At 67.9% G+C, this 22119-nt stretch carries 23 protein-coding genes; 13 read left to right on the forward strand and 10 right to left on the reverse strand.

The annotated features are described in order from the left end of the window. Positions 1-53 precede the first annotated feature (53 nt). Positions 54-1328 (reverse strand): tyrosine--tRNA ligase, encoded by a 1275-nt coding sequence (gene tyrS, locus U6115_RS09060; RefSeq protein ID WP_043579886.1) that lies wholly within the window; start codon positions 1326-1328, stop codon positions 54-56. A 231-nt stretch (positions 1329-1559) separates the two neighbouring features. On the opposite strand from tyrS, the gene U6115_RS09065 reads away from it, so the two are divergent. Beyond that, positions 1560-2216 carry a cytochrome b/b6 domain-containing protein gene (locus tag U6115_RS09065; RefSeq protein WP_043579884.1) on the forward strand — a complete coding sequence of 219 codons (657 nt, stop codon included), beginning with the start codon at positions 1560-1562 and terminating at the stop codon, positions 2214-2216. 64 nt (positions 2217-2280) lie between these two features. Here U6115_RS09065 and U6115_RS09070 read toward each other — a convergent pair whose 3' ends face one another. Together U6115_RS09070 and U6115_RS09075 are read right to left on the reverse strand one after the other, a co-directional pair. Beyond that, the gene (locus U6115_RS09070) at positions 2281-2721 is read right to left on the reverse strand and encodes a c-type cytochrome (RefSeq protein WP_043579882.1); all 441 of its coding nucleotides are present in this window, start codon (positions 2719-2721) and stop codon (positions 2281-2283) included. Between the two features lie 109 nt (positions 2722-2830). Further along, positions 2831-3259 (reverse strand): c-type cytochrome, encoded by a 429-nt coding sequence (locus tag U6115_RS09075; protein WP_043579880.1) that lies wholly within the window; start codon positions 3257-3259, stop codon positions 2831-2833. A gap of 142 nt (positions 3260-3401) precedes the next feature. Here U6115_RS09075 and U6115_RS09080 point away from each other — a divergent pair, with 142 nt between their 5' ends. Genes U6115_RS09080 through U6115_RS09105 form a run of 6 tightly spaced genes read left to right on the forward strand, consistent with a single transcriptional unit; the run spans position 3402 to position 7471 of the window. Then, complete coding sequence (locus tag U6115_RS09080; RefSeq protein ID WP_043579878.1) at positions 3402-3836, forward strand: Fur family transcriptional regulator; 435 nt, start codon at positions 3402-3404, stop codon at positions 3834-3836. A 13-nt stretch (positions 3837-3849) separates the two neighbouring features. Then, positions 3850-4767 (forward strand): CobW family GTP-binding protein, encoded by a 918-nt coding sequence (locus U6115_RS09085; RefSeq protein ID WP_043579876.1) that lies wholly within the window; start codon positions 3850-3852, stop codon positions 4765-4767. Continuing rightward, positions 4764-4946, forward strand: coding sequence for a hypothetical protein (locus tag U6115_RS09090; protein WP_043579874.1), 183 nt, complete (start codon positions 4764-4766; stop codon positions 4944-4946). The genes U6115_RS09085 and U6115_RS09090 overlap by 4 nt, the downstream gene beginning before the upstream one ends. Further along, the gene (locus U6115_RS09095; protein ID WP_043579872.1) at positions 4943-5686 is read left to right on the forward strand and encodes a metal ABC transporter ATP-binding protein; all 744 of its coding nucleotides are present in this window, start codon (positions 4943-4945) and stop codon (positions 5684-5686) included. Before U6115_RS09090 ends, U6115_RS09095 begins: the two co-directional genes overlap by 4 nt. Then, on the forward strand, positions 5686-6561 hold the full coding sequence (locus U6115_RS09100; RefSeq protein WP_043579870.1) for a metal ABC transporter permease: 876 nt from the start codon (positions 5686-5688) through the stop codon (positions 6559-6561). Before U6115_RS09095 ends, U6115_RS09100 begins: the two co-directional genes overlap by 1 nt. 13 nt (positions 6562-6574) lie before the next feature. Continuing rightward, positions 6575-7471, forward strand: coding sequence for a metal ABC transporter substrate-binding protein (locus U6115_RS09105; RefSeq protein ID WP_043579868.1), 897 nt, complete (start codon positions 6575-6577; stop codon positions 7469-7471). On the opposite strand, the gene U6115_RS09110 is transcribed toward U6115_RS09105, so the two are convergent. After that, the gene (locus U6115_RS09110) at positions 7452-8129 is read right to left on the reverse strand and encodes a sulfite exporter TauE/SafE family protein (protein WP_043579866.1); all 678 of its coding nucleotides are present in this window, start codon (positions 8127-8129) and stop codon (positions 7452-7454) included. The genes U6115_RS09105 and U6115_RS09110 overlap by 20 nt on opposite strands. A 349-nt stretch (positions 8130-8478) precedes the next feature. Here U6115_RS09110 and U6115_RS09115 point away from each other — a divergent pair, with 349 nt between their 5' ends. The 5 genes from U6115_RS09115 (at position 8479) to U6115_RS09135 (ending at position 11847) form a co-directional block, all read left to right on the forward strand. After that, the gene (locus U6115_RS09115; RefSeq protein ID WP_047244202.1) at positions 8479-9264 is read left to right on the forward strand and encodes an enoyl-CoA hydratase; all 786 of its coding nucleotides are present in this window, start codon (positions 8479-8481) and stop codon (positions 9262-9264) included. Positions 9265-9433: 169 nt separating this feature from the next. Next, a complete protein-coding gene (locus U6115_RS09120) occupies positions 9434-10333 on the forward strand; it encodes a LysR family transcriptional regulator (protein WP_043576206.1) in 900 nt (299 codons plus the stop codon). Positions 10334-10367: 34 nt separating this feature from the next. Then, positions 10368-10829 carry a hypothetical protein gene (locus U6115_RS09125; RefSeq protein ID WP_043576204.1) on the forward strand — a complete coding sequence of 154 codons (462 nt, stop codon included), beginning with the start codon at positions 10368-10370 and terminating at the stop codon, positions 10827-10829. Positions 10830-10916: 87 nt separating this feature from the next. After that, a complete protein-coding gene (locus tag U6115_RS09130) occupies positions 10917-11336 on the forward strand; it encodes a GFA family protein (protein WP_043576202.1) in 420 nt (139 codons plus the stop codon). 13 nt (positions 11337-11349) lie between these two features. Further along, positions 11350-11847, forward strand: coding sequence for a GNAT family N-acetyltransferase (locus U6115_RS09135; protein WP_052258103.1), 498 nt, complete (start codon positions 11350-11352; stop codon positions 11845-11847). A 78-nt stretch (positions 11848-11925) separates the two neighbouring features. Here U6115_RS09135 and U6115_RS09140 read toward each other — a convergent pair whose 3' ends face one another. The 5 genes from U6115_RS09140 to ptsP all read right to left on the reverse strand — a co-directional run bounded on the left by U6115_RS09140 (position 11926) and on the right by ptsP (position 20358). Further along, on the reverse strand, positions 11926-13155 hold the full coding sequence (locus U6115_RS09140) for a cytochrome c (protein ID WP_043576201.1): 1230 nt from the start codon (positions 13153-13155) through the stop codon (positions 11926-11928). A 13-nt stretch (positions 13156-13168) separates the two neighbouring features. Next, positions 13169-15046 carry an NAD(P)/FAD-dependent oxidoreductase gene (locus tag U6115_RS09145; RefSeq protein WP_043576199.1) on the reverse strand — a complete coding sequence of 626 codons (1878 nt, stop codon included), beginning with the start codon at positions 15044-15046 and terminating at the stop codon, positions 13169-13171. Positions 15047-15200: 154 nt separating this feature from the next. Beyond that, positions 15201-16868, reverse strand: coding sequence for a PTS fructose transporter subunit IIC (locus U6115_RS09150; RefSeq protein WP_043576197.1), 1668 nt, complete (start codon positions 16866-16868; stop codon positions 15201-15203). 35 nt (positions 16869-16903) lie between these two features. Then, positions 16904-17860, reverse strand: a complete 957-nt coding sequence (gene pfkB / locus U6115_RS09155; RefSeq protein WP_043576195.1) for a 1-phosphofructokinase — start codon at positions 17858-17860, stop codon at positions 16904-16906. After that, complete coding sequence (gene ptsP, locus U6115_RS09160) at positions 17857-20358, reverse strand: phosphoenolpyruvate--protein phosphotransferase (protein ID WP_043576193.1); 2502 nt, start codon at positions 20356-20358, stop codon at positions 17857-17859. The genes pfkB and ptsP overlap by 4 nt, the downstream gene beginning before the upstream one ends. 184 nt (positions 20359-20542) lie before the next feature. Here ptsP and U6115_RS09165 point away from each other — a divergent pair, with 184 nt between their 5' ends. Beyond that, the gene (locus U6115_RS09165) at positions 20543-21532 is read left to right on the forward strand and encodes a LacI family DNA-binding transcriptional regulator (RefSeq protein WP_043576190.1); all 990 of its coding nucleotides are present in this window, start codon (positions 20543-20545) and stop codon (positions 21530-21532) included. Here the strand turns inward: U6115_RS09165 and U6115_RS09170 are convergent. Continuing rightward, a complete protein-coding gene (locus tag U6115_RS09170) occupies positions 21524-22069 on the reverse strand; it encodes a cytochrome b (RefSeq protein WP_043576189.1) in 546 nt (181 codons plus the stop codon). The two genes, U6115_RS09165 and U6115_RS09170, sit on opposite strands and share 9 nt — an antisense overlap. Between the last annotated feature and the right edge of the window lie 50 nt (positions 22070-22119).

Consider the following 22119-nt stretch of genomic DNA (forward strand, 5'->3'; position numbering starts at 1 on the left):
CGCAAACAAAAAAGCCCGTCCATCCGGACGGGCTTTGGTTTTGCCGCGGCGGCTTATTGCCAGTCGGCCAGCGCGTACAGTTTCTTGCCGCGCTTGAGCAGCGTGTAGCGGCCGAACAGGCGCTGGTCCTGGCCGATTTCAAGCTCGATGCTGTCCGCCTTGGCGCCGTTGACGCTGACCGCGCCGCTCTGGATGAAGGTGCGGGCCTCGGTTTTGGACTTGGCGAGTCCGGCGGCGGCCAGCGCGTCCACCAGGCCGCTGTGGCCGGCGTCCAGCTTGACGCAGGGCAGGCCGTCCTGCGCCAGCTGGGCGAAGTCGTCGGCGGTCAGGCTGGACAGGTCGTTGCTGAACAGGCTGTGGGTGATGCGCTGCGCCGCTTCCAGCGCGGCCTGGCCGTGCACCAGCGCGGTGACCTGTTCGGCCAGGATGCGCTGGCCTTCCGGTTTGCCGTCGCGGTTCTTGTCAGCTTGTTCGATGGCGGCGATCTCGTCCACCGACAGGAAGCTGAAGTAGCGCAGGAACTTGTACACGTCGGCGTCGGCGGTGGACAGCCAGAACTGGTAGAAGGCGTAGGGCGAGGTCTTCTTCGCGTCCAGCCAGATGGTGCCGGATTCGGTCTTGCCGAACTTGGTGCCGTCGGACTTGGTCACCAGCGGCATGGTCAGGCCGAACACCTGGGCCTGGTTCAAGCGGCGGGTGAGATCGGTGCCGGCGGTGATGTTGCCCCACTGGTCGGAGCCGCCGATCTGCAGCTTGCAGTCCAGGCGGCGGTTCAGCTCGGAGAAGTCGTAGCCTTGCAGCAGGCTGTAGGAGAACTCGGTGTAGGAAATGCCCTGGTCTTCGCGGGCGATGCGCTGTTGCACCGCCTCTTTCTTGATCATCGCGTTGACCGAGAAGTGCTTGCCGATGTCGCGCAGGAACTCCAGCGCGCCCATGCCGCCAAACCAGTCGTAGTTGTTGGCCATCAGCGCGGCGTTGTCGCCTTCGAAGCTGAGGAAGGGCGCGACCTGGGCGCGGATCTTCTCCACCCAGCTCTCGATGATGTCCGGGGTGTTCAGCTTGCGCTCGGTGGCCTTGAAGCTGGGGTCGCCTATCATGCCGGTGGCGCCGCCGACCAGCGCCACCGGGCGGTGGCCGGCCTGCTGGAAGCGCTTCAGCATCAGGATGGGCACCAGGCTGCCGATGTGCAGACTGTCGGCGGTTGGGTCGAAGCCGCAATAAAGCGTAACCGTTTCCTTGTTCAGCAGTGCCTGCAGCGCGGCCATATCGGTGGTTTGCGCGATGAGGCCACGGGCCTCCAGATCCTGAAGAAGGGCGGTTTGCGTCATTTGACTGAGTCTCCAACACGGTGAAAGACGCCGCGGGCGGCGTCGGAAAAAAACGGCTCCAGCGGGACGACGGCGTCGCCAGGCTGGAGTGGGGAATTCATCTTAACCGAATTTGCGGCCACATGGCGGCGGATTGCCCATTTTATTGCTGAAATGGCGGGGCGGCATCTTGGTGTCCGGGCGGGGATGCGGCAAAATGGATGGATATCCGGGATAGGGAAAGGGTTAAGAATGTCGCAGCAGGTCAAGGTGTGGGATGCGCCGACGCGCTTGTTTCACTGGACGCTGGTTTTGTTGTTCGCGGCGATGTGGTTTTGCGCCGAGCAGGGCGGCGATTGGCTGCAATACCATATCTATTGCGGCGTGGCGTTGGCGTCGCTGCTGATGTTCCGCTTGATCTGGGGCGTCATCGGCAGCCAGACCGCGCGTTTCTCCAGCTTCGTGCGCGGTCCGCGCGCCATCTTGCGCTATCTGCGGGGCGAATTGCCGGAGCGCGAGGCGCCCGGCCACAACCCGCTGGGCGGCTGGATGGTGGTGGCGATGCTGCTGGCGCTGGCCGCGCAGGTGCTGACCGGCCTGTTCGCCGCCGACGTGGACAGTTATCTGTACGATGGCCCGCTGGCCAAGCATGTGGACACCGGCGCGGCGGAGGCCGCCACCGGCTTGCACAAGCTGCTGTTCAACGGCCTGCTGGGCCTGGTGGCGCTGCATATCGCCGCCATCGTGGTTTACCGGGTGGTGAAGAAGCAGAATCTGGTGAAGCCGATGCTGACCGGCTACAAGCATATGGCCGGGGAGAAGCCCAGGCTGCGTTTCGCCCATGGCGCGCTGGCGCTGGCTGCCTTGTTGCTGTCGGCCGGCGGGCTGTATTTCGCGCTGCTGCGCTGAAACCGGGCGGGGAAAACGACAAAGCCGGCGAGTGCCGGCTTTATTCTTTACATGCGCGGGGCGCTTATTTTTCCGGACCGCGGAAGGCGTCGTGACAGGTTTTGCAGTTTTGCGCCACTTGGCCGTAGGCTTTCTTGATCGAACCGAGGTCGCCGCCTTTGGCGGCGCCGGCCAGCTCGTCGACCGATTTCAGGAAGGCGTCGCGGTCGGCCTGGAATTTGGCGGCCTGGCTCCAGACTTCCGGCTTGGCGCGGCTCTTGCCGGTGATGCTGTTGGCCGGGAAGTGCTTGAACGGCTCGGCGGCCAGCGTTCTCATCGCCTCAGCCTGCTGCTCGAACTTCGCCTTGTCGTAAGGCGCGCGCCCGCGCACCGCCATGCCCATGGGCTCGAACGACTGCAGCAGCATTTTTTTGAAGGCCTGCGAGCGGATTTCGGCCGGCGTGTCGGCATGGGCGGCGGGAATGGCGATGGCTGCCAGCAGCAGCGCGGTCAGTGTCTTGTTCATGGCATCTCGAATCGGTGGCTAAGCTTGTCGGACGGCGGCGCGTGGCGCCGAACGCCGATTATATCGATGACGGCGGGAAATGGGGGCCGGGTGGGCGGCCCCGGCCGGATCAGTCCTTGCGGAAGTCCTTGTGGCAGGCTTTACAGGTTTGCTGGGTGTCGGCGAAGGCCTTGCGGACCGCGGCGAGGTCGCCGCCTTGCGCCGTCTGCTTCAGATTGGCGGTGGCGGCCTTGTGCCGCTCGATCGCCTTTTGCCAGTCGGCGGGCTTGCTCCAGATTTCCGGGCGCGCGTCGGTGCGGCCGGCGCCGCTGCCGGCCGGGAAGTATTGCCAGGGCTGCTGCGACAGCTGCTCCAGCTTGACGGCCAGCTTGGCGAACTCGTCCTTGTTGTAGGGCGTGTCGCCTTTCAGCATCTTGCCCATCTCGCCGATCACCGGCTTGTATTGCTTGAGCGCGTCCTTGCGCTGGCTGATCGGATCCGCGGCGAGCGCCTGGCCGGCCAGCAGCAGCGCCAGCGAAGCCAGCAACATCTTTTTCATCGAAATTCCCCCTGTTTTGGCATGAAAACGACGCCAGCAGCCTATCACAGCGGGCAAACCGTCAAAACCCGCATTATGTAAATGGTTGAGCAATGGTGATGTTATACAGTAACATTGCCCATTATTCAGCCGGGCCCCCACCATGGATTCCTCCGCCTATCTCGCCGCCGCCGAGCGCCATTGCGCCAGCCGCGGCAGCAAACTGACCGAATTGCGCCGCCAGGTGCTGGAGCTGGTGCTGAGCCGCCGCGGCGTGGTCAAGGCCTACCAGGTGCTGGCCGACCTGCAGCAACAGCGCGGCTCGGCCGCGCCGCCCACCGTCTATCGCGCGCTGGACTTTCTGGTGGAGCACGGCCTGCTGCACAAGGTGGATGCCTTGAACGGCTTCATCGTGTGCGAGCACTTCGACTGCCAGCACGAAAGCCTGATCCTGGTGTGCGAGCAATGCGGCCGCGTCAACGAGGTGGACGCCGCCGGCGGGCTGGCGGGCCTGCGCGACATGGCGCTGGCCGCCGGTTTCACGCTCAGCCCGCAAAACCTGGTGCTGGCCGGCCGTTGCCAGTCCTGTGCCGCCTGAACCTGAAAAAATCATGAACAAGACCAAAGTCAATCTGTTTACCGGCTTTCTGGGCGTGGGCAAGACCACCGCGCTGCGCCACCTGATCGCCAACCGTCCGCAGCACGAGAAGTGGGCGGTGATCGTCAATGAGTTCGGCGAAGTCGGCATAGACGGCGCCGCCTTGCTCAACGACGAGCTGGCGGTGGCCGAGATCGCCGGCGGCTGCCTGTGCTGTGTGGCCGGCCCGCAGATGACCGCCACCGTGGCGACCTTGCTGCGTCGCGAAAAGCCCGACCGCCTGCTGATCGAGGCCAGCGGCCTGGCCCACGCCGCCGGCGTCATCGACGAATTGCGCGCCAAGCCGCTGGGCGAGGCGCTGGAAGTGGCGGCGGTGCTGACGCTGGTGGACCCGCGCCAGTTCATTCAGCCGGACTATCACCGCCAGCCGCTGTACCGCGACCAGATCTCCATCGCCGACGTGCTGGTGGCCAACAAGATAGACGCCGCCGACATCCCGACCATGGAGGCCTTCCGCGCGCAGGCGGCGGCGCTGTTCCCGCCCAAGTCGCGGGTGGGCGAGGTGAGGGACGGCCAATTGGACGTGTCCTGGCTGGACGCCGAACTGGCGGCCAAGCCGCGCTACCGTCCGGCGGCGCTGCCGGACAATGGCAGCGCGTGGCAGTCGGCCGGCTGGACTTTCGACCCGGAACTGAATTTCGACGGCGAGCGCCTGACCCGCTTCTTCGACGACCTGCCGGCCAAGGTGCCGGGCCTCACGCGCGCCAAGGGCGTGTTCCGCGTGCTGGACAGCTGGGTGTGGCTGAACTGGGCCGCCGGACAGTGGGGCGCCGCCCAGGTGTCCTGGCGCCGCGACAGCCGCTTCGAGCTGATCGCGCCGGCGTTCGAGACCGACAAGGTGGAAGCCTGGCTGAAGGAGTGCCTGGAATGAGCGGATCGCACTCGCATGGCCATGACCATGGGTACGAACATCAACACCTGACCCCGGCCACGTTGCGGCCGCCGCTCAGCCTGCTGGCGATGTCGGCCGGCCAGCGCGTCGCGCTGACCCTGCTGCCGCTGGCCGGCTTGTGGCTGCTGGTGTGGTGGGCCTTGCAGGAGCTGGTATGAGCATCATCCTCAACAATCTGACGGTGTCCTACCAGCGCCATCCGGCGGTGCACCATATCGGCGGCCGCTTCGCCGACGGCGACGCCACCGCCATCTTCGGGCCCAACGGCGCCGGCAAGAGCACGCTGCTGAAGGCCATGGTGGGCGCGCTGGCGCCGGATTCCGGCAGCGTGGACCTGAATGGCCACCGCCGCAGCGACATCGCCTACTTGCCGCAGCAGGCCGAGATAGACCGCAGCATGCCGGTGAGCGTGCTGGAGCTGGTCGGCACCGGGCTGTGGCACAAGAGCGGCCCGTTCGGCCGGGTGGGGCGCGCCGGCATGGAGCGCTCGCTGCAGGCGCTGGAGCAGGTGGGGCTGGCCGATTTCGCGTTGCGGCCGATCGCCGCGCTGTCCAGCGGCCAGTTCCAGCGCGTGCTGTTCGCCCGCATCCTGGTGCAGGACGCCAGATTGATCCTGCTGGACGAGCCCTTCAACGCGGTGGACGCCAAAACCACCGAGGATTTGCTGCGGCTGGTCGCGCAGTGGCGCGGCGAAAAGCGCACCGTGATCGCGGTGTTGCACGACGCGCTGCAGGTGCGGGCGCATTTCCCGCACACGCTGCTGATGGCGCGCGAGGTGATCGCCTGGGGCGACAGCGCCGCGGTCCTGACTGACGACAATCTGCGGCGCGCGGTGGAAACCGCCGCCCACTGGCAGGCCCAGGCGCCGGTTTGCGGCCTGGATGGAGTAAGCGCCTGATGCAACATCTGTACGATCTACTGGTTTCGCCGTTTGTCGAATTCGCCTTCATGCGGCGCGCCCTGGCCGGTTGCCTGGCCTTGGCGCTGGGTTCCGGCCCCATCGGGCTGTTCCTGGTGATGCGCCGGATGAGCCTGATGGGCGACGCGATGAGCCACGCGGTGCTGCCCGGCGCGGCGGTCGGCTTCATGTTCGCCGGCCTCAGTCTGCCGGCGATGAGCCTGGGCGGCTTCGTCGCCGGCGTGCTGGTGGCGCTGCTGGCCGGGCTGGCCACCCGCTTCACCAGCATCAAGGAAGACGCCAGCTTCGCCGCCTTCTACCTGCTGTCGCTGTCCCTGGGCGTGCTGCTGGTGTCCCGGGGCGGCAGTAATGTCGACCTGATGCACATCCTGTTCGGCTCGGTGCTGGCGGTGGACAACGCCGCGCTGTATCTGGTGTCGGGCGTGGCCTCGGTGACGCTGCTGACGCTGGCCGTCATCTACCGGCCGCTGCTGCTGGAAAGCCTGGACCCGGTCTACCTGCGCGCGGTGGGCGCGCGCGGCGCCTGGTGGCATCTGTTGTTCCTGATGCTGGTGGTGCTCAACCTGGTGGCCGGCTTCCAGTCGCTGGGCACGCTGATGGCGGTGGGGCTGATGATGCTGCCGGCGATCACCTCGCGGCTGTGGACCGAGCGCATCGAGGCCATGCTGGCGCTGTCGGTCGGCATCGCCTTCCTCAGCGGCCTGGGCGGCCTGCTGTTGTCCTACCACTTCGAATTGCCGTCCGGACCCGCCATCATCCTGCTGGCCGGCGTGGTCTATCTGCTGTCTTTGCTGTTTGCCCCGGTGGGCGGCGCCTTGCCGCGCTATATCCGCGCCCGCCATCTGGAATCCTGAGGAGAGGAAAAGCATGAAGAAGCTGTTTGGCGCCCTGCTGTTGCTGGGCATGCCGGCGTTCGCGCTGGCCAAGGTGCCGGTGGTGGCGAGTTTCAGCATCATCGCCGACATGACCCGCGAAATCGGCGGCGACCGGGTGGAGGTGGTGTCGCTGGTGGGCCCGGATCAGGACGCGCACGTGTTCCAGCCGTCGCCGGCCGATATCAAGAAGGTGTCCGCTGCCAAGGTGCTGGTCGTCAACGGCCTGGGCCTGGAGGGCTGGATGTCGCGGCTGGACAAGGCGGCCAATTTCCGCGGCGTGACCGTGGTGGCGTCCAAGGGTATCCAGACCCGCCAGGCGCCTGAGGAAGAGCATGCCGAAGGCGAGCACGACCACGATCACGGCGATGTCGATCCGCATGCCTGGCATGACCCGTCGCGGGTGCAAACCTATATCAAGAACATCAGCGCCGGCCTGATCCAGGCCGACCCGGCCGGCAAGGCCGAGTACCAGCGCCGCGCCGCCGATTACGCCGCCAAGGTGCAGGCGCTGGACGACTGGGCGAAGAAGCAGTTCGCCACGGTGCCGGCGGCCAAGCGCAAGATGCTGACCTCGCACGACGCCTTCGGCTATATGGGGGAGCACTACCAGCTGAAGGTGCTGGCGATCCAGGGCGTCAGCACCGAGTCCGAGGCTTCGGCCAAGGGCGTGGCGCAGCTGACGCGCCAGGTGCGCAAGGAAAAGGTCACCGCGGTGTTCATGGAAAACATGAGCGACAAGCGCCTGCTGCAGCAATTGTCGAATGAAGCCAAGGTGAAGATAGGCGGGCAGTTGTACGCCGACGCGCTGTCCGGCCCCAAGGGCCCGGCCGCCAGCTACTTGCAGCTGGTGCGCTACAACGTCGACACCATCATGAAATCGTTCCGATAAGCAGCGCGGCCAGCCGGTACGCGCCCAGTCCCGCCACGCCCAGTCCGGCAATCAGCCGCACTGGGCGTTGTTGCATCCAGCGGCGCAGGCCGTCGGCGAACACCCCCATCAGCAATAGATTGGGCAGGGTGCCCAGGCCGAAGGCCAGCATCAGGCCGGCGCCGCGCCAGGCCGAACCGCTGGCCAGCGCCGAAATCGACGCGCTGTACACTAGGCCGCAGGGCAGCCAGCCCCACACCGCGCCCACCGCGGCGGCGCCCAGCGCGCCGCGTATCGGCAGCATGCGGCCCACCAGCGGCTGCAGCCGCCGCCATATCGGCTGGCCCAGTTTCTCCAGCGAGCCTATCGCCGCAGACCAGCCGGCCAGGTACAGCCCCATCGCCACCAGCAGCAGGTTGGCCAGCGCGTACAGGGCAAGCTGGAACGGGTGCGAGGCCGCCAGGCTGAGGCCGGCGGCGGCCAGGCCGCCCAGCAGCGCGCCGATCAGCGCGTAGCTGCTGATCCGGCCCAGGTTGTAGCCGGCGAGAATGCGCCAGCGCCGCCGGCCGGCGGGGTGGTTCAGGGTGAGCGCGGCGACGATGCCGCCGCACATCCCCACGCAGTGCCCGCCGCCGAGCAAACCGGCCAAGAACAAAATCCAGAAATTCGTTTCAATCATGCCGCAAGCTGCCGACGAAAGCTCTATGGTAACAGAGGGTCATGACGAAGTTGCAGATGGCGGCGGATGGGCTTGCCGTGGGGGTGGCGGCGGATCCGATTGATTCTTTTTGGCATTGTCGAAACAAGCATTCTACAAAAAAGGTTGGATATAATTGTTTTGCCTACTGGCTAAAAGTACAGTTTGCAAAGAGAATGTCCGTCTGGCTGCGGAACGCCGCGCGCGAGCGCCGCGGCGGAATGCGCCGGCCCCGGAACGGAAATGGGAGCGACGCCAGCCATATCAGGCTGGATCGATCCGGACCGGGAGGCTAACGAAGATAGATGGGGAATACAGTGAGGAACACAATATGGCCAGGTATCTGACACTTGAACGGCTGGGCAAATCAGCCATCATCACGCTTTCCAACCTGCCTGCCAATCTGCTGACGACGGAAAGCCTGAACGAGCTGACGTCCACGCTGCAGGCGTTGAATGCCGATGATTCTGTGCGTTCGGTGGTGATTACCGGCGCCGGCGACGCTTTCTTTTCCGCCGGAGCAGATTTGAAGCAGTTCGCCGCGGGCGACAAGGCCGCGGTGGATATCTTGTTGCAAGCCTTCGCCGACGCGTTGCAGGCGATACGCAGCTACCGCGGCGTCACCGTGGCGGCAGTGAACGGCTATGCGCTGGGCGGCGGCCTGGAATGCGCGCTGGTGTGCGACTACATCATCGCCGAGCGCGGCTCCAAGCTGGGTTTGCCGGAAGCCAAGGTCGGCCTGATTCCGGCCGCCGGCGGCACCAAGACGCTGGCCGACAAGGTGGGCGTGTCCTGGGCCAAGCGCATCATCCTGGGCGGCGAGGTGGTCAGCGCGGAAAAGGCGCTGAGCATAGGGCTGATCGAGGAAGTGGTGGACCAGGGCTTCGCCAAGATCGTGGCGGTGAGCCTGGCCAACAAGGTGGCGACGCAGGGCGCGGCCGCGGTGGCGGTGGCGCGCAAGCTGATCGAAGACAGCCCCAACCTGACGCTGGAACAGCATCTGGCGCGCGAACGCGCCGCCACGCTGGGCCTGGTGGGCGGCGCCGAGCAAGTGGAAGGCGTGGCCGCCTTCATGGCGAAACGCCCGCCCAGCTGGGCGCAGGAGGACGACGACTGATGCGACGCGCAGCCGGCGCGCCGTGATCCAACCGCCTGCCGCACGCGAAGCGGCAGGCGGTTTGTTTTTGAGCGGGCGCGCGAGCCTGTGCTAGCCTAGGCGACATTTGGCATATTCGGCCCCGCGGACGGCAAAGCGGGGCGGCCGTGATGAAACAGCAGGGGAGAGCATGGAAATCTACCAGTTGCGGACCTTTGTCACCGTGGCGCAGCAAGGCCACCTGACGCAGGCGGCCGAGCTGCTGCACCTGTCGCAACCGGCGGTGACCGCGCAGATCAAGGCGCTGGAAGAAGAAGTGGGCATGCAGTTGTTCGAGCGCAACGCCGGCGGCGTCAGCCTCACCCGCGCCGGGCAGGAGCTGCTGCCGGAGGCGCAGGGCGTGTTGGGCGCGGCGCGCGATATCATCAACCACGCGCGCAAGCTCAAGGGCCAGCTGGCTGGCCAGGCCAGAATCGGCGTCACCCTGATGCCGGACATCCTCAAGCTGGGGCCGTGGGTGGCGGCGCTGGTGGAAGCCAACCCGCTGCTGGAAGTGCAACTGAGCCACGGCGTATCGGTCGACGTGCTCAATCTGGTGCGCAAGAAGGAGCTGGACGCCGGTTTCTACCTGGGACGCAATCCCTATATGAACGTCAGCACCGTGCCGCTGCAAACCCTGTCGTTCCGCGTGGCGCTGCCGGCGGCCTGGGCCGGGCAGCTGGACGGCGGCAAGCTCAGGGAGCTGGGCAAGCTGCCCTGGGTCGGCATTTCGCAATTTTCCAGCCTGTCCAAGATCACCGCGGAATTGTGGCGGGAGCTGAATATTTCGCCTAAAAAAGTGGCGGAGAGCGATCATTTGTCGGTGATCCTGGAGCTGGTGGCCTCGGGCGTCGGCGTGGCGCTGGTGCGCGAGGAGGAGGCGCTGGCCTGGCAGGCGGCCGGCCGCGTCTGGCTGGTGCCGGAATTGCGCAAGAACGCCGAGTTGCAGTTTGTCTATCCGGCGGACCGGGCGGGCGACCCGGTGCTGGAAACCCTGTTGCGGGAGCTGCTGGCGGTGTGGCGGCTGCCGCGTCCGCAGTGTGTTGTCTGAGGCGCGTGGCGCGCCCGTTTGACGAGGAGTCCGCATGGCAAGCTGGATCGTCGGAGCGATGGAAACCTATTGCGGCGCGATGGAGCGCGGCCAGCGGCGCTGGCTGGAAGTGCAGGAGGACGCCTGTCGCACCTGGCTGTCGTCCTGGTCGCCCGGTTTTCCGCTGTCCGAGGGCGAGATGGAGAAAAGAATCGACGGCGGCCTGCTGGTGGGGGCGTCGCTGTGGCAGGCGCAGGCCGACACCCAGCGCGAACTGATGCTGGCGGCGGAAAAGCTGCTGGCGGACGTGAGCCGCTGTCTGCGGCAGCAGTTGCCCGATTACGACGCCGCGCCGGTGGCGGCGATGCGGCAGGCGCTGGAAGTGGGCTGGGCGTCCGGCGCGGCGATGTCCAAGGCGTCGCGCCAGGTCGGCTACTTCGCCACCACCAATCTCTCAGCCACGCCGCTGAAGGCGGCGCGCGACATGCGCCGGGTGCTGCAACAGCGCAAAACCTGACGCCGCCGCCGGCCGCGCATGGTGTTGCCGAATCGATGGCGCATCGCCGCGCCATCTCCCCACCTGACATGAGGCGTGAAGTTTGCGATGTTGATCCGAGGCGCCTGCCATTGCGGCAATATCTCGTTCGAACTCGACTGGCTGCCGGAGCCGGCGGCCATTCCGGCCCGCCGCTGCGGCTGCGACTTCTGCCGCAAGCACGGCGGAGTGTGGACCGCATGTCCCGACGGCAGCCTGAAGGTGAGCGTCAGCCGGCCGGAGCGGGTGTCGAAATACCGTTTCGGCACCGCCACTGCCGATTTCCACGTCTGCGCGGTCTGCGGCGCGGTGCCGCTGGTCAGCAGCCGGATAGCGGGCAGAGTGTACGCGGTGGTCAGCGTCAACGCGCTGGACGATGCGCCGGTGCCGGTGCTGGAGCCCGCGCCGGCGTCATTCGACGGCGAAAGCGAGGCGGAGCGCCTGGCCAGGCGCGCGCGCAACTGGATCGCCGATGTCAGCTTCCTGTAAGACGTCCATTCCCATGCATATCGTTCTGGAAACGATTCCGCCCGATGAGTTGGCCGATATCGAGAAGTCGGCGACGCCGCGCCGCCTGGCCGGCCGGGTGGCGGAGCAGGCTTTGCCGCCGCCGGAAGTGGCGGCGCGCGCGCGGGAGCACCTGCAGGCCGGCCAGCGTCCGTACTGGTGCCTGCCCTTTTACATGCTGGATGGCGAGGGCCGGGTGGTGGGCGCTTGCGGCTTCAAGGGCGAGCCGCGCGCCGGCCGGGTGGAGATAGGCTACGCGGTGGCGCCGGCCTGCCGCCGCCAGGGCGCGGCGGCTGCGGCGGTGCGCCTTTTGCTGCAGCGGGCGCGCGACAGCGGCGAGGTGGCCGAGGTGCTGGCGCAGGTCAATCCGGAAAACCAGCCGTCGCTGGCGGTGGTGGGAAAGCTGGGGTTCCTGCGCGGCGGCGTGCTGGTGGACGAGGATGACGAGCCCTTGCTGCAGTGGGTCTGGCCGGTTTGCGGCGGCATGGTTTGAGGCCGGCTCCGGCATGAAAAAACGCCGCCCGCCCGTGAGGGCGCGGCGGCGTTGCCATATGGGCGGCAGACTGGCGGGTTAGTGGGCGGCCTGGGCCGACAGCGCGCGCACTTTTGCCACCTGATCGGCTTCGACCGGGCTGGCGGTGTTGTTGCCCCAGCTCTGGCGCATATAGCTGAGCACGTCGGCGATTTCCTGGTCGGACATCTGCCGCGCGTAGCCCGGCATGCTGTATTCCCACGGCAGATGGCCGGTGCGGACGTTGACGCCGCCTTCCAGCACCACCCGGATCAGCGAGGTGGCGTCGCGCGCCATCACCGCCGAGCTGCCGGCCAGCGCCGGCACCACGTTGTCGTGGCCCTGGCCGTTGGCCTGGTGGCAGGTGGCGCAGTTCTCGAAGAACAGCGCAGAGCCGGTGCGCACCGGCTGAACGGCGGCGGCGCCCGCGCCCGGCAGGCTCTTCAGGTAGACCGTCATTGCCGCCAGGTCGCCCGCGCTGACGTGCTGGGTGCTGTAATGCACCACTTCGGCCATTGGGCCGAAGGCTGCGGTGTAGCGGTTGCGGCCCTTTTGCAGGTATTCCACCAGTTCGTCCGCCGACCAGCCGCCCAGGCCTTCGCGCGCGTCGCCGGTCAGATTGCCGGCGTACCAGCCCGCCAGCTGCGAGCCGGTCAGGTAGCCTGCCTTCTTGTCGTTCAGCGCCACTTCCTGGAAGGCCGCGCCGCGCGGGGTGTGGCAGGTGCCGCAGTGGGCCATGCCTTGCACCAGGTAGGCGCCGCGGTTCCATTCGGCGCTCTTGCCGGCATCCGCCTGGTAGGCGCTGTCGTCGTGGAAGAACCAGCGCCACAGCGTCAGCGGCCAGCGCATCGACAAGGGCCAGGGAATGTCGCTTTCGCGGTTTTCCTGCGCCACCGGCGCCACGCCATGCATGAAGTAGGCGTAGAGGTCGCGCATGTCGGCGTCGTTGATGCGCGCGAACGAGGTGTAGGGCATCGCCGGGTACAGCGAGTGGCCTTCCTTGGCCACGCCCTGGCGCAGCGCGCGGGCGAAGTCCTCGTAGCTGTAGTCGCCGATGCCGGTTTCCTTGTCCGGCGTGATGTTGGTGGAGTAGATCTTGCCGACCGGGGTGTCCATCGCCAGGCCGCCGGCGTTGGGCTTGCCGTCCGGCGCGCTGTGGCAGGCGATGCAGTCGGATACGCGGGCGAGGTAGGCGCCGCGCCGCACGCTGTCGGTGTCGACATTGGCCTGCGCCGCTTGCGCGGCGGCGGCCAAGAGGGCCGCCAGGCCCAGGGTTTTCATCAATTTCATCGCGGGGTTCCTGTTAGCTCAGCTCGTTGACGGCGCGCCATGCCTGGTCGATGGCGGCGTGGGTGTACGGGTTCCAGTCGGAGTCGGAGTTGGCGATCGTCACATTGCCGGCCGGGCGGCGGGCGGCGGCGATGATGCGCTTGGACTCGTCTTCGTCGTCGTACATCGAGTTGAGGAAGTAGGAATAGCCGTGCGACCAGCGGTTGACGGTGATGGCGGCGATGTCGCGCTGGTGGTCGAAGCCGGTGGGGCCGAGGATGCGCTGCAGTTGCTCGCGCACCATGGTTTCCATTTCCGAGAACGGCATGGCCAGCAGCTTGGCGCGGCCCATCCGCCACTGGGTGCGCGGGTCCAGGCCGGAGCCGGCGATGGTGGGCACGTAGACCATGTGCAGGCACATCGGCTCGGACGGCTTGCGCGGATGCTGGTAGCCGCCGATGTCCACCGGGTAGTCTAGCTTGATGCGGCTGTACGGCATGGAAGGGCAGTACAGCTCGTGCACGCCCAGCTTCATGAAGCTGTCCCAGTTCTTCAGCACTACCTTGGTGTAGACCAGCGGCGCCTTGACGTTCATCGCCAGCGCCTGTTTCTGGTCGTCGGGCAGGCTGGGCATGATGTGCGGGATCATCATGTTGTAACAGGCCATCACGGTGTGGCGCGCCTGCACGCGGCGCAGCTGGCCGCCCTTGTCCAGATAGCCGATATCCACCGCGCCCTTGCCGTTTTCCACCCGCACCACGGTGCTGTTCAGCCGCAGCCGCACCGGGTTTTCCGGCAGGTCGAGCTTGCTGTAGTCGAAGCGGGCCAGCACGATGTCGTTCATGTCCTTGCCCGGCGCCGCTTGCGGAATCATCTTGCGCACCAGGAGGCGGGCGATGGAGGCGTTGCCATCCGGGAAGTGGTAGATGTAGGGGTCGCGCAGTTCGGCTTCCGCCTCGGCGCTGATCTTGCCCAGGCCCGCCACGCCGTGGAAGCCCGGCAGGTCCAGATTGCGCGCGTCCAGCGCCGGCAGGCCGTCGATGCCTACTGCCTGGAAGTCGTTGCTGCGCGACTGGAAGAAGCGGATGGCGGTGGCGCTTAGGCCGACGTGGCGGGACAGGTAGGTGCTGTAGCTGATCTTGGCGAGATAAGCCTCGCGCTTGGCCTTGGGCATGTCGCCCAGGTAGTCGCGCTTGCTGGTGTGCAGGGCGATCAGCGCGTCGCGGTCCTTCTTCGGCATCGGAAAATCATTGATGAAGTCGCGGATCGGCCGCGCGTTCAGGCGCTTGGGGTCGATGTCGTCCGCCACCTGCAGATAGGGGTCGCCGCCCACCACCTTATCGGCGCCGAAGTCTTCCTTATTGAAGAACACGCCGCGCGACAGCTTGAGGTCGGGGTAGAAATTGCGGTGGAAGTGGCTGGCCAGGCCATCGATGTCGACGGTCAGCTCTTTCATCAGCGCCAGCGCTTCCTTGCTGAACACGTGCTTGGGCGACTGCAGCGATTCTGTGCCGCCGTAGCCCAGCACCAGGCGGTTGCCGACCTTGAACTCGTTGCGCTTGGCGTGGCCGCCGAAGTCGTCGTGGTTGTCCAGGATCAGCACCTTGGCCTGCGGGTGCTTCTTGCGGTAGTAGTGGGCGGCGGAAAGGCCGCTGATGCCGCCGCCGACCACCACCAGGTCGTAACGCTCCTCCACCTTGGCGCCGGAGAGCGAATAGGCGTGGTGGGCGCGGCCCAGCTTGTGGGCGTTTTCGAAGGAGCCGTCGTGATTGCCGCGCAGGCCTGTGAGCGAAGGCGGGTAGTAGCTGGCGCTGATCTGACGGGGCGCGGCACGGAGGATTTCCAGCGGTGTGAGCCCGGCAGCCACCGTCAGCGCGAAACCGTTGAGGAAGTCGCGGCGGGTAATGGACATGGCTTTTCCTGATTGATGTTTGCAATGAATTCGCGGCATCTGTGTGCCGTTTGTGAACGCATTATAACAAATTAACTATTCATTATTTCTAATGTAAACAGGCCTGCGATGCGTGGGCATCGCAGGCCTGTCGGCGGAAGGGAGGGAGGCGGGGTCAGCCGGCGGTTTGCGGCAGCGGCTTCTTCAGCAGGCCCAACAGCAAGGCGGTGACGGCGGTGCCGGCTGCCAGGGCGATCAGATAGCCGCCCAGATGTTCCACCGCGTTGGGAATGGGCAGCACGAACACGCCGCCGTGCGGCACTTTCAGCTGCACGCCCATGGTCATCGAGATGGCGCCGGCCAGCGCAGAGCCGGCCATCAGCGCCGGGATCACCCGCAGCGGGTCGCGCGCGGCAAACGGTATCGCGCCCTCGCTGATGAAGGCCAGGCCCAGCACGCCGGCGGCCTTGCCGGCTTCGCGCTCGTCGGCGCTGAAGCGGTTGCGGAACAAGCGGGTGGCCAGCGCCAGGCCCAGCGGCGGCGTCATGCCGGCCGCCATCACCGCCGCCATCGGCGTGTATACCTGGCTGGCGATCAGGCCGGTGGCGAAGGCGTAGGCCGCCTTGTTGACCGGGCCGCCCATGTCGAAAGCCATCATCGCGCCCAGCAGCGCGCCCAGGGCCAGCGCGCTGCTGCCTTGCATGCCCTTGAGCGCCTCGGTCAGCGCCGCCAGCACGGCGGCCACCGGCTGGCCCACCACGTAGATCATCAAGAGGCCGGTCAGCAGCGAGCCCAGCACCGGCAGGATCAACACCGGCTTCAGGCCGTCCAGATGCTGGCCCAGCTTGATCCGGCGGTTCAATTCGCGGGTGCCGTAGCCGGCGATGAAGCCGGCGGCGATGCCGCCGAGAAAGCCCGAGCCCAGGCTGGCGGCCAGCATGCCGCCCACCATGCCGGGGGCGATGCCGGGACGGTCGGCGATGGAGTAGGCGATGTAGCCGGCCAGGATCGGCACCATCAGCGCGAAGGCGGATTTCGCGCCGATCTGGAACAGCGACCAGGCCAGCGTGCCCTTGTGCGCGTCGTCGAAGGCGTAGATGCCGCCCAGCGCGAAGGCGAGCGCGATCAAAATGCCGCCGGCGGTGACGAAGGGCAGCATGAAGGACACGCCGGTCATCAGGTGACGGTAGGGCCCGTCCTTGGCTTTTTCCTGATTGGCGGCTTCGGCGGCGGCCGGGCTGGCGCCTGCCCATGGCTGCGCCTCTTCGATGGCGTGGCGGATCAGCGCCTTGCCGTCGCCGATGGCGGCCTTGGTGCCGCTCTTGAACAGCCGCTTGCCGGCGAAGCGCTCCACCGCCACCTGGGTGTCGGCGGCGATGATGACCAGGTCGGCGGCGGCGATCTCGGCATCGCTCAGCGCGTCTTGCGCGCCGACCGAGCCCTGGGTTTCCACCCGAATCGCGTGGCCCAGCGCCTTGGCGCCCTGGACCAGCCCCTCGGCCGCCATGAAGGTGTGGGCGATGCCGGTGGGACAGCTGGTGACGGCGACGATGCGCAGGGCGCGGCCGGCTTCCTGCGCCTGAAGCTGGCCGGCCGGGTCGGCCAGCACCGCGTCCAGCGTGGCGCGGCGCGCGGCGCGCCGGCCCAGGCGGGCGTCGTCCTCTTCGCCTATCAGCAGCACATGGCCGGCGGCGGCGATCTGGCCGGCGCTCAACGCCGGCTGGCCGTCTATCTCGATGTCTATCGGCAGCTGCCGCCGCTGGGCGGCCAGGCGCAGCGCTTCGGCGGCCAGGCGCGCCTGGGTGCTGCGCTCGCCGGAGCGGATGATGGCGACGATGCTCATTGCGTTTCCCCTGTGATCGATGATGGGCGCCGGCTTCAGGCCGCGGCCAGGTCTTGCAGGCGGACCGCGTCCGCCAGTTGGCGTATCTGTTCGGCGGCGGGTAGGTGCGGGCCGACGCTTTGCAGCTTGGCGGCGGCGAAAGCCACTGCCAGCCTGAGCGCGTCGCCGCCGGCCAGCCCTTGCTGGCGGGCGGCCATCAGTCCCGCCACCAGCGCGTCGCCGGCGCCCACCGTGCTCAGCGGCCGCTGCGGCGGCAGGCTGGCCAGCCGCGCGCAGTCGGCGTCGACCAGCATGGCGCCCTGTTCGCCGAGCGACACCACCACCTGGGCGATGCCCCGCCGCTGCAGGCCTTGCGCGCAGCGCGCCACATCCGGCAGCGCGGCCAGCTCGCGGCCGGCCCATTGCGCCAGTTCTTCCCGGTTCGGCTTGATGCAGTCGGGCAGCGCCTCGGGCGGATTGGCCAGCGCCGCGGCCAATGCCGGCCCGCTGCTGTCCAGCAAAACCCATACGCCTTGCCGTTTCAACTGGCGGCACAGCCGGGCCAGGGCGTCCGACGGCAGGCCGGGCGGCAGGCTGCCGGCCAGCGCCGCGCTGTCGCCGGCGCGCAGCTCTGCCAGCCTGGCGGCCAGCGCTTGCAGGTCGGCTTCGGCGGCGGCCAGGCCGGGCAGGTTGATGTCGGTGGTGCGGCCGGATTGGAGGTCGGCCAGCTTGATGTTGACCCGGCTGTCGCCGGGCAGGCGCAGCATGCGGTCGTGGATGCGCTTGGCGGCGAACAGTTGCTCGAACGCCCCGCTGTTGTCGCGGCCCAGCAGGCCGTGGACGGTGGCCGGCAGGCCCCAGTCGGCCAGGCAGCTGGCCACGTTGATGCCCTTGCCGCCGGCGTTCAATTGGGCGGCGCGCGCCAGGTTGACGCCGCCGGGCAGCAGTTCATCCAGGGTGACGGTCTGGTCCAGCGCCGGGTTCAGCGTGATGGTGTGCAGGGCGGGGCTCATGCCAGTGCCTCCAGCAGCTGGCGCACTTCCTCGGCGCTGTCGCAGGACAGCGCCTGTTCCGCCAGCGCTTGCAGCCGCGCGTAGTCGTGGCGGCGCAGCATGGCTTTGATCGCCGGGATGTCGCTGGGGCTCATCGACAACTCGTCCACGCCCAGGCCGGCCAGTACCGCGGCGCCCAGCGGGTCGCCGGCGCTGCCGCCGCACACGCCCACCCAGCGCTGGTGCGCGGCCGCGCCTCGCACCGTCTGGCGGATCAGCCGCAGCACGGCGGGGTGGAGGCTGTCGGCTTCGGCGGCCAGCTCCGGGTGCTGGCGGTCCATCGCCAGCGCGTATTGGGTGAGGTCGTTGGTGCCGATGGAGAAGAAGTCGACATAGGGCGCCAGCTGGTCGGCCAGCAGCGCGGCGGCCGGCACTTCCACCATGATGCCTATCGGCACCGGCGGCGCGTCCAATTCCTTGCGCACGCCCTCGCACCAGCCCTTGAGCCGGGTGATCTCCTTCAGCGAGCTGATCATCGGAAACATGATGGACAAGGGCTTGCCGGCCTTGGCGGCGCGGTACAGCGCGCGCAGCTGCGGCTCCAGCAGCTCGCGCCGGCGCAGCAGCAGCCGCGCGCCGCGCACGCCGAGGAAGGGGTTGTCCTCGACCGGCAGGTTCAGGTAGGGCACCTGTTTGTCGCCGCCGATGTCCAGCGCGCGCACGATCAGCGGCCGGCCCTGCAGCGCCTGCTGCATGGCCAGGTAGGTCTGGTATTGCTCTTCTTCGTCCGGCGCGGCGTCGCGCTCCAGAAACAGGAATTCGGTGCGCATCAGGCCGACGCCTTCCGCGCCGTTGTTCAGCGCGCCGGCGACCTGTTCCGGCCGGTTGAGGTTGGCGGCGATTTCCACGCGGCGGCCGTCGGCGGTCTGGCCGGGCTGCAGGCAGGCCTGCTGCTGTTGTTGCTGCGCCTCGCGCTGGCGTTGTTGCCAGTCGCGGGCGGCGGCGAGATTGTGCTCGCTCGGGTTCAGGTAGAGCCGGCCGGCGTCGCCGTCCAGGATCGCCGGGCTGCCGTCGGCCACGTCGAGCAGCGCCGGACCGGCGGCCACCAGCGCCGGCAGGCCCAGCGTGCGCGCCAGGATGGCGGTGTGGGCGGTGGGGCCGCCGTGGGCGGTGGCCAGGCCCTTGACGCGGGAGAGATCCAGACTGGCGGTGTCCGACGGCGCCAGGTCGGCGGCCAGCAGGATGGTGTCGGGGCCGAACTCTCCCGGCGCGTGGCCTTGCAGCGATGGGTCCAGCTCTAGCAGCACCCGCCGGCCGACGTCGCGCAGGTCGGCGGCGCGGGCGGCCAGCAGTGGGTTGCCCAGTGCCGAGATCTTTTCCGCCAGCCGCTCCACCGCCTGGTGCCAAGACCACTCCACGCCATGGCCGGCCACCATCAGTTGGCAGCTGAGGGTGATCAGGTCGGTGTCGTTCAATAGTTCGGCTTGGGCGCGGAAAATGCCGGCTTCGGCGGCGCCCAGCGTGGCCTGGGTGGCGTCGGCCAGCGCCGCCAGCCGGCGGCGGGTGGCGGCCAGCGCTTCGTGCAGGCGGTCGCCGCCTTCGGCCAGGCTGACCGGGCGGTCGACGATGCGCAGCTGTTCGCCGGCTAGCACGCGCACGGTGCCGATGGCGAGGCCGGGGCTGGCGGCGATGCCGGGCAGCGAAACCGGCTGGCCCGACGGCTGCCAGCCGGCGCGCGGCCGTTGCGCCGCGGCGCGCTGGGCGGCGATGGCGGCGGCGGTCTGCTCGGCCAGGCTGGCTTCGCGCATCGCCCGCAGCAGTTGTTTGAGCCCGTCGGCGGCTTGCGGCCCGCGCGCGGAAACCGTCAGCAGCGCGCCCTGGCGCAGGCCGAGCTGCAGCAGCGCGATCAGGTTTTTGGCGTCGGCGGCCTGGCTGCCGTGGCGCACCTGCAATTGCGCCGGGCTGCGGCGCGCCGCCTCCACCCACAGCGCGGCGGGGCGGGCGTGCAGGCCGTTGGGGTAGTCCAGCCGCCATTCCTCGCACAGATCCAGGTCGTGCGCTTCGGCGTCGGGCGGCAGCGGCGCTTCCGGCTGGGCCAGCGCTGCCAGCAGGTCGGCGCTGTCGGTGGTGGTGAACAGCGGCAGCAGCCGGGCTTCGTCCTGCAGCAGCCGGGTCAGCTGGCGCAGCATCACCAGGTGGTCGTCGGAGCGGGCGGCGATCGCGCACAGCAGGTGGATGCGCTGGCCGGGGTTCCATTCCAGCCCGTCCGGAATCTGCAGGATGGCGACGCCGGTGCGCAGCACCTGGGCGCGGTCTTCGGCCATGCCGTGCGGAATGGCGATGCCGTTGCCCAGGTAGGTGTTGGCCACCGCCTCGCGCCGCAGCAGGCTGTCTATATAGTCCGGGGCGATGCAGCCGGCTGCCTCCAGCAGCGCGCCGGCTTCGCGGATGGCGGCGTCCTTGTCGGCGGGCCGGCAGCCCAGGCGTATCAGTTGGGGATTGAGCAGGGCATCGGACACGGCGCACCTCGTAGGCGGGATCGGTATGTCAGCGATTGAAAACGATTACATTTTTTCTGTCAATTCATTCGTGCCAATAAAGTATGGATATTGCAATGCAGCATGCTGTTGCTGGATTTTCAAGCGCTTGCGCGTCACGCTAACTAGGCGCAGCATGGCGAAAATCAATTGAAAACGATTCCATATGACGACCAGTATCAAGGATGTCGCGCGGTTGGCCGGCGTGTCGGTGGCCACTGTGTCGCGGGTTTTGGGCAACGGGCCGGTGAGTCCGGCGTTGCGCGCCAAGGTGGAAGAAGCCATCGCCGGCAGCGGCTATCGGCCCAACCTGTCGGCGCGGCGCCTGCGCTCGCAATCCAGCCTGACCGTCGGCCTGATCGTGTCCGATATCTGCAACCCTTTCTTCACCGCGGTGGGGCGGGCGGTGGAGGACGCCGCCTATCGCGCCGGCATGCGGGTGATCCTGTGCAATACCGACGAAAACCCGGAGAAGGAAGCGATGTATCTGCGGCTGATGCAGGAGGAGAGGGTGAGCGGGGTGATCCTGGCCGCCACCCGCGCGACCGCGGCGCGGCTGGACATCGCGGCGCTGGGTTTCCCGGTGGTGATGGTGGACCGCGCCGGCCCCGGCGGCGGCGACGCGGTGCTGCTGGACAATGCCGCGGCCGCGGGGCAACTGGTGGCGCATCTGCTGGAGCAGGGTTATCGCCGCATCGGCGGATTGTTCGGCAATACCAGCAGCACCGGGGCCGAGCGGCATGCCGGTTTCGCCGCCGCGCTGGCGCGGGCCGGGCTGGCCGCGGACGCGCGCTTCGCCGCACCCAGCGCGGCGGCGGCCGAGCAGGCGGTGGCGGCCTGGCTGCGGGAGGACGATCCGCCGCAGGCGCTGATCGCCAGCAACGGCTTGTTGCTATTGGGCGCGGTCAAGGCGGCGCGGGCGCTCGGCGTCGCGGTGCCGCGGCAGCTGGCGCTGGCGGGTTTCGACAACGACAGCTGGACCGAATTGGCGGAACCGGGGATGACGGTGATCGAGCAGCCGGTGGACGCCATCGGCCGCGAGGCGATGGCGATGCTGCTGGAACGCTTGCGACAGCCGGAGCGGCCGCCGCGCAAGGTGGTGCTGTCCGGCCGGCTGGTGGCCAGGGGCTCCAGCCGGCGCGCGGAATCAGCGTAGCGGGCCGATCAGGCGGGTCAGCGTATCGTCTTTGACGAAGCGATGATGCCAGACGGCGGCGGCGGCGTGCAGGATGCTCAGCCACAGCAGCACGTTGCCCAGCAGCTCATGCGCGTCCTTCAGCTGGCGGCCAAAGGCCGGGTCCGGCGCCAGCATGGCTGGCAGCGCCAGGCCGAACAGGGCCACTTCGCCGCCCCTGGCCTGGATGAAGGCGATGCCCAGGATGGGCAGCGCCAGCATCAGCGCGTACAGCGCCCAGTGGCCGGCATGGGCCAGCAGCTTCATCAGCGGGCTGGGGCGGGGAGTGATGCCGGGCGGCGGATTGCCCAGCCGCCAGGCCAGTCTGGGCACGACCAGCAGCAGGACGATCAGGCCGGCCTGGATGTGGGCGTAGCTCAGGCCGCCGCGGACCGGATCGCCCTTGGGGAAGTTGCCTTTGAGTTCGATGAAGACCAGCGCGGCGATGACCGCCAGCGCGCACAGCCAGTGCAGCGCGCGGGCGACGCGGCCGTAGCTTTGCGAGGAATTGCGCAGCATTTCGGTTCCCGGTTGCGAGTGGGTCAAGGTTCAAGCTTAGCCGGGATGGC

The sequence above is a fragment of the Chromobacterium subtsugae genome, assembly GCF_035919665.1.
GTDB lineage: Bacteria > Pseudomonadota > Gammaproteobacteria > Burkholderiales > Chromobacteriaceae > Chromobacterium > Chromobacterium subtsugae.

Coding starts and splice junctions, on each gene's coding strand:
- U6115_RS09070 (WP_043579882.1), bottom strand. CDS start 2,721: ATGAACAAGACACTGACCGCGCTGCTGCTGGCAGCCATCGCCATTCCC.
- pfkB (WP_043576195.1), bottom strand. CDS start 17,860: ATGAGCCCCGCCCTGCACACCATCACGCTGAACCCGGCGCTGGACCAG.
- U6115_RS09095 (WP_043579872.1), top strand. CDS start 4,943: ATGAGCATCATCCTCAACAATCTGACGGTGTCCTACCAGCGCCATCCG.
- U6115_RS09130 (WP_043576202.1), top strand. CDS start 10,917: ATGTTGATCCGAGGCGCCTGCCATTGCGGCAATATCTCGTTCGAACTC.
- U6115_RS09115 (WP_047244202.1), top strand. CDS start 8,479: ATGGCCAGGTATCTGACACTTGAACGGCTGGGCAAATCAGCCATCATC.
- U6115_RS09080 (WP_043579878.1), top strand. CDS start 3,402: ATGGATTCCTCCGCCTATCTCGCCGCCGCCGAGCGCCATTGCGCCAGC.
- U6115_RS09120 (WP_043576206.1), top strand. CDS start 9,434: ATGGAAATCTACCAGTTGCGGACCTTTGTCACCGTGGCGCAGCAAGGC.
- U6115_RS09150 (WP_043576197.1), bottom strand. CDS start 16,868: ATGAGCATCGTCGCCATCATCCGCTCCGGCGAGCGCAGCACCCAGGCG.
- U6115_RS09165 (WP_043576190.1), top strand. CDS start 20,543: ATGACGACCAGTATCAAGGATGTCGCGCGGTTGGCCGGCGTGTCGGTG.
- U6115_RS09085 (WP_043579876.1), top strand. CDS start 3,850: ATGAACAAGACCAAAGTCAATCTGTTTACCGGCTTTCTGGGCGTGGGC.
- U6115_RS09090 (WP_043579874.1), top strand. CDS start 4,764: ATGAGCGGATCGCACTCGCATGGCCATGACCATGGGTACGAACATCAA.
- U6115_RS09065 (WP_043579884.1), top strand. CDS start 1,560: ATGTCGCAGCAGGTCAAGGTGTGGGATGCGCCGACGCGCTTGTTTCAC.
- U6115_RS09110 (WP_043579866.1), bottom strand. CDS start 8,129: ATGATTGAAACGAATTTCTGGATTTTGTTCTTGGCCGGTTTGCTCGGC.
- U6115_RS09125 (WP_043576204.1), top strand. CDS start 10,368: ATGGCAAGCTGGATCGTCGGAGCGATGGAAACCTATTGCGGCGCGATG.
- tyrS (WP_043579886.1), bottom strand. CDS start 1,328: ATGACGCAAACCGCCCTTCTTCAGGATCTGGAGGCCCGTGGCCTCATC.
- U6115_RS09170 (WP_043576189.1), bottom strand. CDS start 22,069: ATGCTGCGCAATTCCTCGCAAAGCTACGGCCGCGTCGCCCGCGCGCTG.
- U6115_RS09105 (WP_043579868.1), top strand. CDS start 6,575: ATGAAGAAGCTGTTTGGCGCCCTGCTGTTGCTGGGCATGCCGGCGTTC.
- U6115_RS09135 (WP_052258103.1), top strand. CDS start 11,350: ATGCATATCGTTCTGGAAACGATTCCGCCCGATGAGTTGGCCGATATC.
- U6115_RS09140 (WP_043576201.1), bottom strand. CDS start 13,155: ATGAAATTGATGAAAACCCTGGGCCTGGCGGCCCTCTTGGCCGCCGCC.
- U6115_RS09075 (WP_043579880.1), bottom strand. CDS start 3,259: ATGAAAAAGATGTTGCTGGCTTCGCTGGCGCTGCTGCTGGCCGGCCAG.
- U6115_RS09100 (WP_043579870.1), top strand. CDS start 5,686: ATGCAACATCTGTACGATCTACTGGTTTCGCCGTTTGTCGAATTCGCC.
- U6115_RS09145 (WP_043576199.1), bottom strand. CDS start 15,046: ATGTCCATTACCCGCCGCGACTTCCTCAACGGTTTCGCGCTGACGGTG.